This is a genomic window from Parvibaculum sp., assembly GCF_049672805.1.
Classification (GTDB): Bacteria; Pseudomonadota; Alphaproteobacteria; order Parvibaculales; family Parvibaculaceae; genus Parvibaculum.
Genome location: NZ_JBATWS010000446.1, coordinates 1 through 6,977, shown reverse-complemented (window position 1 = coordinate 6,977; position 6,977 = coordinate 1). Strand labels below are relative to the sequence as shown.

General features: G+C 61.0%; 8 protein-coding genes. All 8 read right to left on the bottom strand.

Features of this window, described 5'->3' with window-relative positions; translation table 11 throughout:
- A partial coding sequence (thiL, locus tag WBF74_RS13920) for a thiamine-phosphate kinase (RefSeq protein ID WP_424440946.1) occupies positions 1–850 on the bottom strand: 850 nt, incomplete at its 3' end.
- The gene (gene nusB / locus WBF74_RS13915) at positions 828–1,343 is read right to left on the bottom strand and encodes a transcription antitermination factor NusB (protein WP_424440944.1); all 516 of its coding nucleotides are present in this window, start codon (positions 1,341–1,343) and stop codon (positions 828–830) included. The genes thiL and nusB, both read right to left, overlap by 23 nt.
- Before the next feature lie 20 nt (positions 1,344–1,363).
- Entirely contained in the window at positions 1,364–1,822 is a 459-nt protein-coding gene (gene ribH, locus WBF74_RS13910) for a 6,7-dimethyl-8-ribityllumazine synthase (RefSeq protein WP_424440942.1), read from the bottom strand.
- On the bottom strand, positions 1,819–2,979 hold the full coding sequence (gene ribB / locus WBF74_RS13905) for a 3,4-dihydroxy-2-butanone-4-phosphate synthase (RefSeq protein ID WP_424440940.1): 1,161 nt from the start codon (positions 2,977–2,979) through the stop codon (positions 1,819–1,821). Before ribB ends, ribH begins: the two co-directional genes overlap by 4 nt.
- A 5-nt stretch (positions 2,980–2,984) precedes the next feature.
- On the bottom strand, positions 2,985–3,599 hold the full coding sequence (locus WBF74_RS13900) for a riboflavin synthase (protein ID WP_424440938.1): 615 nt from the start codon (positions 3,597–3,599) through the stop codon (positions 2,985–2,987).
- A gap of 3 nt (positions 3,600–3,602) precedes the next feature.
- A complete protein-coding gene (gene ribD / locus WBF74_RS13895; protein WP_424440936.1) occupies positions 3,603–4,727 on the bottom strand; it encodes a bifunctional diaminohydroxyphosphoribosylaminopyrimidine deaminase/5-amino-6-(5-phosphoribosylamino)uracil reductase RibD in 1,125 nt (374 codons plus the stop codon).
- 53 nt (positions 4,728–4,780) lie between these two features.
- Positions 4,781–5,266, bottom strand: a complete 486-nt coding sequence (gene nrdR / locus WBF74_RS13890) for a transcriptional regulator NrdR (RefSeq protein WP_424440934.1) — start codon at positions 5,264–5,266, stop codon at positions 4,781–4,783.
- Between the two features lie 48 nt (positions 5,267–5,314).
- Positions 5,315–6,631 carry a serine hydroxymethyltransferase gene (gene glyA / locus WBF74_RS13885; protein WP_424440932.1) on the bottom strand — a complete coding sequence of 439 codons (1,317 nt, stop codon included), beginning with the start codon at positions 6,629–6,631 and terminating at the stop codon, positions 5,315–5,317.
- Positions 6,632–6,977: the final 346 nt, after the last annotated feature.

Here is a 6,977-nt window from a genome sequence, read left to right as displayed (position 1 = left end):
CCGCAAAGAGGATCTCGTAATCATCCCCGCCGCTCGCAACCGCTTCGATCAGGCCCGGATCGCGCGAAAGCGCCGCCCCGGCCGCCGCAGAAAGCGGTAGACGGGCAAGCTCCACCTGCGCCCCCACGCCGGAAGCGGCACACATATGGGCGAGATCGCCCATCAGCCCGTCCGACACGTCAAGTGCGGCATGGGCGATCCCGCGAATCTCCGGGCCGACTGAAATGCGCGGATCGGGCACGCGGTAGCGCTGTGTGAGAAAGGCGGCATGTTCCCCGGAAAGCCCCGGAAGCTCCCCCCGCAGCAGCTTGAGGCCGAGCGCCGCATCGCCAATCGTGCCGGTGACATAAAGATCGTCCCCCGCCTGCCCGCCCCCGCGCCGCAGCATGGTGCCCTCAGGCACTTCGCCAATCGCGGTAAGCGACAGAGTGAGCGGCCCCGGCGTCTTCACCGTGTCGCCGCCAAGGAGCGAAATACCAAAACGCGCCTGGTCGCCCTCGAGACCAGTTGCAAAGCGCCTGATCCATGTGTGGTCGATAGCGTCCGTCCAGGCCGTGACGAGCAGATAACCCTTCGGGACAGCACCTTTCGCAGCAAGGTCCGAAAGGTTCACCCGCAAGAGCTTACGCGCAATGCTTTCGGCAGGATCATCGGGAAGGAAGTGAACGCCCGCCACCATCGCATCGACCGTGAGGACCAGTTCACATCCGGGCACGGGCTTCAGATAGGCGGCATCATCCTTCAGCGCCAGCGCACCGGATGCGGTGGCGAGAGGCGCGAAAATCTCTTCGATGATTTCGAATTCGCCGGGACGCTTTCCGTCGCGATCAGCTCCGCTTCGCGGTGTCATTTTCCGCTCCCGCACCGCCCCGGATATCGCGCCCGAGCCGATCCAGAACCGCATTCACGACGCCCGGCTCATCCCCTTCGAAAAAGGCATGGGCCACATCAACATATTCGTTGATGACCACTTTCACCGGAATGTCCTTGCAGCGGCGAAGCTCATAGGTGCCGCAGCGCAGAATGGCGCGCAGCGTCGAATCAATGCGGGCGAGTGACCAGCCCTTGGCCAGCGCGCCATTGACCTGCCGGTCGAGTTCCCGCTGCTCACGAACCACACCCCGGACGACATCCTCGAAATGCGCATTATCCGCCTCGACAATCTCCGTCCCTTCTTCGGGCTGCTCCAGCCGGCGCTCGACAAACTCCTCAATGGCATCATCAAGCGGCGTTGCGGCCACATCCATCTGATAAAGAGCCTGCACCGCACCAAGACGCGCAGCGGCGCGCGCCTTCGGATCAAGCGCATTTTCTTCTGTAGGCTGAACGGGAGCCGCGGACATGAAACTTGGTACTCCGGTACTCAGGAAGCGCCGAGCTTGCGCTTCAGCTCAATCATATCGAGACAGGCAGTGGCAGCACCGCCGCCCTTGTTCTTCTCGTCAACCTTTGCGCGGGCCCATGCCTGCGCGCCATTCTCGACTGTCTGAATGCCATTGCCGAGCGCGAGCGAACGCGACACGGAAAGGTCCATCAGCGCACGAGCGGACTCATTCGACACAATGTCATAATGCGTCGTCTCGCCGCGAATGACGCAACCAAGTGTGACAAAGCCATCATAGCTCTTCGTCACACCGCCATGTGCCATCGCATCCAGCGCAAATTTCACAGCCGCCGGAATCTCGAGCACGCCGGGAACGGCAACACGCTCCCATGTCGCGCCGCGCGCCTCGATGGCAGCAATCGCACCGCGCGCCAGTTCATCAGCAAGGTCTTCGTAGAAGCGCGCTTCGACGATGAGAATATGGGCCTTGGTCGTCACGAAATATCCTCCTTCGCGCGGCGTTTCGCTGTGTCCGATCCGGCAGTCTCGTTCCCCGCAACAGGCCGCTGCCCGACAACGCGCAGCCCATAGCCTTCAAGGCCGACAATGCTGCGGTCCGTATCCGAGAGCAGCACCATGTCACGAATGCCAAGATCGAGCAAAATCTGCGCGCCAACGCCATATTCACGCAGGCGGCGCGGCATACCCTGCTCGCCGCCCTCGCCCTTGCGAAGCAGCATGTCGGACACGACGGTCGCCGTTGTATCCCGGATCAGCACGATCACGCCGCGACCTTCCTCGGAAATGATCCGCATGGACTCGCGCAGAATATGCGAGCGCGGACCCGTTGCACCGAGAATGTCATCGAACACATTGATCGCATGGACGCGGACAAGCACCGGTTCCGGGCCGGAAATGTCGCCCTTCACCAGCGCGATATGTTCGGCATATTCGACCGTGTTCAGATAGACCATCATCTTGAACTCGCCGCCATATTCGCTGTCGAGTTCGGTTTCGATGGCACGATGGATGAAGTTGTCGTAACGGCGGCGATAGGCGATCAGATCAGCGATGGTTGCGATCTTGAGGCCATGAAGCTGCGCAAAGGGCACGAGGTCCGGCAGGCGCGCCATCGTGCCGTCATCATTCATAATCTCGCAGATGACGCCGGCCGGATAAAGCCCGGCAAGCCGCGCAATATCGACCGCCGCTTCCGTATGCCCGGCGCGCACCAGCACACCGCCATCACGCGCCACAAGCGGGAACACATGCCCCGGCGACACGATATCGGTGGCACCCTTTGTCGGATCAATTGCGACCGACACGGTATGCGCGCGGTCATGCGCGGAGATGCCCGTCGAGATACCTTCGCGCGCTTCGATGGAGACCGTGAAGGCGGTCTGGTTGCGCGACTGGTTGTTCATCGACATGAACTGAAGATTGAGCTGCTTTGCCCTGTCTCCCGTCAATGCAAGGCACACCAGCCCGCGGCCATACTTGGCCATGAAATTGACCGCCTCCGGCGTACACATCTGCGCTGGAATGACGAGGTCGCCTTCATTTTCACGATCTTCGGCATCGACAAGAATAAACATCTTGCCGTTACGGGCGTCCTCGATGACTTCCTCGATCGGGGAGAGATATTCCTTGTACACAGATCTCAATCCTTTTGAACCAGCCGCGCCACATACCGGGCCAGCATGTCGATTTCAAGATTAACGGGATCGCCAGTCTTCGCCATTCCCCAGGTTGTCACGGCCTGAGTGTGCGGAATGATATTGACGCCGAAGCGCGTGCCGCCGGATTTCAGGTCTTCCACTTCATTGACGGTGAGCGAGGTGCCATCAAGCGTGACGGAGCCTTTGGGCGCGATGAACCGGCCAAGACCTTCCGGTGCCTCGAAGGTGAACCGCAGAGAATCTCCCTCCGGCCTGATGTCCACGATCCGCCCGACGCCATCCACATGGCCGCTCACGACATGGCCGCCCAGCTCGTCACCAGCCTTCAGCGCGCGCTCGAGATTGATCCTTGCGCCCTCGCGCCAGTTTCCAAGCGTCGTGCAATCGAGCGATTCTTGCGACACATCAACGGCAAACCAGTTACCCTCTCCATCCCTGCCCTTTTCCACCACGGTCAGGCAGCAGCCGGCACAGGCGATGGACGCCCCGATATCGATGCCGTCCGGATCATAGGCGGTGGCAATAATGAAGCGCGTATCACCGCGCTTCTCGACGCTGCGCACGCGGCCAATATCGGTGATGATCCCGGTAAACAAGGCTCAGACGCTCCTCACAAAACTCGCCAGCAAATCATGGCCAACACGCGACACTTCCCTGAGCGAGAAGCGCGGAGCCTCATCGAGATTCTTAACGCCAAGCGCCGCAATCGCCGGATAGCCGTCCCCGCCGATAAGCGCGCCCGCCTGAAAACACTCGATGCGATCAATAAGCCCCGCCCGCATCAGTGAAGCGGAGAGCCGCGCGCCCCCTTCCACCAGAAGCCGCGTCACACCGCGCGCCGCAATGAGGTTGAGCGCCACTTCCATATCCATCGCACCGGTTTCATCCGGCCGCACATCGATGAGTTCGACGCCGCAGCTTTCGAAAGCCTTGCGGCGCTCACTGTCGCCGCCGGGCATGGTTAGCACCCAGAGCGGAACTGTTTTTGCGTCTCGGACAAGCCGCGAGGTAAGCGGCAAACGCAGGCGCCCGTCTGCAATGATGCGAATGGGAGAGCGATCCTCAAGGCCCGGCAGACGGCAGGTGAGTTCAGGATCATCCACAATGGCCGTGGCACTGCCCACCATGATCGCATCATGGGTGGCCCGCAGGAGATGCCCGCGCGCGCGGGCTTCCGGCCCCGTGATCCATTGGCTGTGGCCGTCGCCTGTTGCGGTGCGCCCGTCCAGCGAACTGGCGACTTTCAGCGTCACCAGCGGACGGCCATCCGTCATGGTACGGAAGAAACCTTCATTGAGATATTGTGCCTCTGCCGCACAGATATTTTCCGTGACGGCGATGCCCTTTGCCTGAAGCATGGCAAATCCGCGCCCGGCAACTTCCGGATTGGGATCGGCGACGCCCCCAACCACACGCGCAATTCCCGCCTCGATGAGCGCGGAGGCGCAAGGCCCGGTGCGTCCCTGGTGGGCGCAAGGCTCAAGGCTCACATAGGCCGTAGCCCCTTTGGCAAGGGGTCCCGCACGACGAAGAGCTTCCACTTCGGCATGGGGACGGCCGCCCGGCTGCGTCCAGCCCCGCCCCACGACGCGCGGCCCGCCTGGCTCATCCTCGCGGACAATGACGCAGCCCACAGCCGGATTGGGCGCAACACGGCCAAGCCCCCGCGCAGCGAGCGCAAGGGCATGTCTCATGAATTGCGTGTCATGTGGCCGCATGGTCATGGCCGCATTCCCATTTCGTGTTGTCAGGCCCGCCACGGCCCGCAACAGCGGCCCTAGCGGTCGTCGTCGTCATCCCCCAGGGGGCCGAGCGGCCCGCTCAGTTCGCCCAGGAACTCCTCGAAATCCTTCGCTTCGCGGAAGTTCCGATAGACGGACGCAAAACGCACATAGGCAACCGCATCAAGGGAACTCAGCCCTTCCATGACCAGTTTGCCGATCATGGAAGAAGCAATCTCGCTCTCCCCCATGCTTTCGAGGCGCCGGACGATGCCGCTCACCATACGCTCAATGCGCTCCTGCTCAACCGGGCGTTTGCGCATGGCGACTTGCACGGAACGCATAAGTTTGTCCCGGTCAAACGGGACCCTGCGGCCGGTGGATTTGATGACAGTCAGCTCACGAAGCTGAACCCGCTCGAACGTGGTGAATCGGCCGCCACAGGCTGCGCAGAAGCGCCGCCTGCGGATCGCCGTATTGTCCTCGGTGGGACGCGAGTCCTTCACCTGTGTGTCTTCATTACCGCAATATGGACAACGCATCCGCTGTCAGCCCCCTCGCAACGCGGCCGCACCGGCCTCCATTAATCCTCAGTTCGATCCGCCATAGATCGGGAAGCGGCGGCAAAGCTCGATCACGCGCTCACGCACGCTTGCTTCCACATCCGCATTCTTTTTCTCGCCATTCGCAGCAAGGCCATCCAGCACTTCCGTGATGAGTTTGCCGATCTGCTGGAACTCCGCCACGCCGAAGCCGCGCGTGGTGCCCGCGGGCGTGCCAAGACGGACACCGGAGGTAATAGTCGGCTTCTCAGGATCGAAAGGAATGCCGTTCTTGTTGCAGGTGATATGCGCACGCTCCAGCGCGGCTTCGGCCACCTTGCCCGTCAGCTTCTTCGGGCGCAGATCGACCAGCATCAGATGCGTGTCCGTGCCGCCCGACACAATGGCGAGACCGGCCTCTGCAAGCGTTGCCGCAAGCGCGCGGGCATTGTCCACAACCGACTGTGCATAGGTCTTGAACTCGGGCCGCAGCGCCTCGCCAAAGGCAACCGCCTTGCCCGCGATGACATGCATGAGCGGGCCACCCTGAATGCCGGGGAAGATCGCCGAATTGATCTTCTTCCCGATCTCTTCATTGTTGGAAAGGATCATGCCGCCCCGCGGACCCCGCAACGTCTTGTGGGTCGTGGTCGTGACCACATCGGCATAGGGAAGCGGACTCGGATGCGCACCGCCGGCAACGAGACCCGCGAAATGCGCCATATCAACCATGAACAGCGCGCCCACCTTGTCCGCGATTTCGCGGAACGCCTTGAAGTCGATGACGCGCGGATAGGCCGAACCGCCCGCAATGATGAGCTTCGGCTTGTGCTGCTTTGCGAGGCTTTCCACCTCATCGAAATCGATCAGATGGTCCTGCTGGCGCACGCCATATTGAACCGCATTGAACCATTTGCCGGATTGGTTGGGAGCAGCGCCATGCGTGAGGTGCCCGCCTGCGGCAAGGCTCATGCCCATGATGGTGTCGCCGGGCTGCAGCAGCGCCATCATCACACCCTGGTTCGCCTGCGAGCCGGAATTGGGCTGCACATTGACGAAGGAGCAATCAAAGAGCTTCTTCGCCCGGTCAATCGCCAGATTCTCGGCAATATCAACGAACTCGCAGCCGCCATAATAGCGCCGGCCGGGATAACCCTCCGCGTACTTGTTCGTCATGATGGAGCCCTGCGCCTCAAGCACGGCACGGGACACGATATTTTCCGAAGCGATGAGTTCGATCTCATTCTGCTGGCGCCCGAGTTCCTTCTCGATGGCGTTCAGAATGTCCGGATCGCTCTTGGCGAGTCCGTCAGTAAAGAAACCGGCAAAGCTGCCCTGCCCGGCAGCGGCGTTGCTTGAAGACATAAAAACTCACCTTCGTCTTTGCAGTTCGTTGGACCCCCACACTGCAAGCGGCGCGGCCACGGCACAGGCCATGCCGGGCGCGATCAGGCGGTGCAAGAATTCGAAGGGGCGTGATACCACATCTCGTTTCGCACCGCCAATTTACCACAATGCTTCGCGTTTCAGGCCAGAAGAAGAGCCCTGCCCCGGCGATTTGCCTGTCCGGAAACGCCTTGTCTGTGCCCTGATAATGCGAATTGATGACACTATTAAACTGAATAGTGAGGTTTACTTATCAATTCAAGTTGATGGGCTGTTGATTTAACTTGAGACATACGAATTTACCTTACACAACTAGGGTTTAATC

Excerpts from the sequence above, each read along its gene's own strand:
- ribD (WP_424440936.1), bottom strand. The coding sequence starts at position 4,727 with ATGACCATGCGGCCACATGACACGCAATTCATGAGACATGCCCTTGCG.
- glyA (WP_424440932.1), bottom strand. The coding sequence starts at position 6,631 with ATGTCTTCAAGCAACGCCGCTGCCGGGCAGGGCAGCTTTGCCGGTTTC.
- nusB (WP_424440944.1), bottom strand. The coding sequence starts at position 1,343 with ATGTCCGCGGCTCCCGTTCAGCCTACAGAAGAAAATGCGCTTGATCCG.
- nrdR (WP_424440934.1), bottom strand. The coding sequence starts at position 5,266 with ATGCGTTGTCCATATTGCGGTAATGAAGACACACAGGTGAAGGACTCG.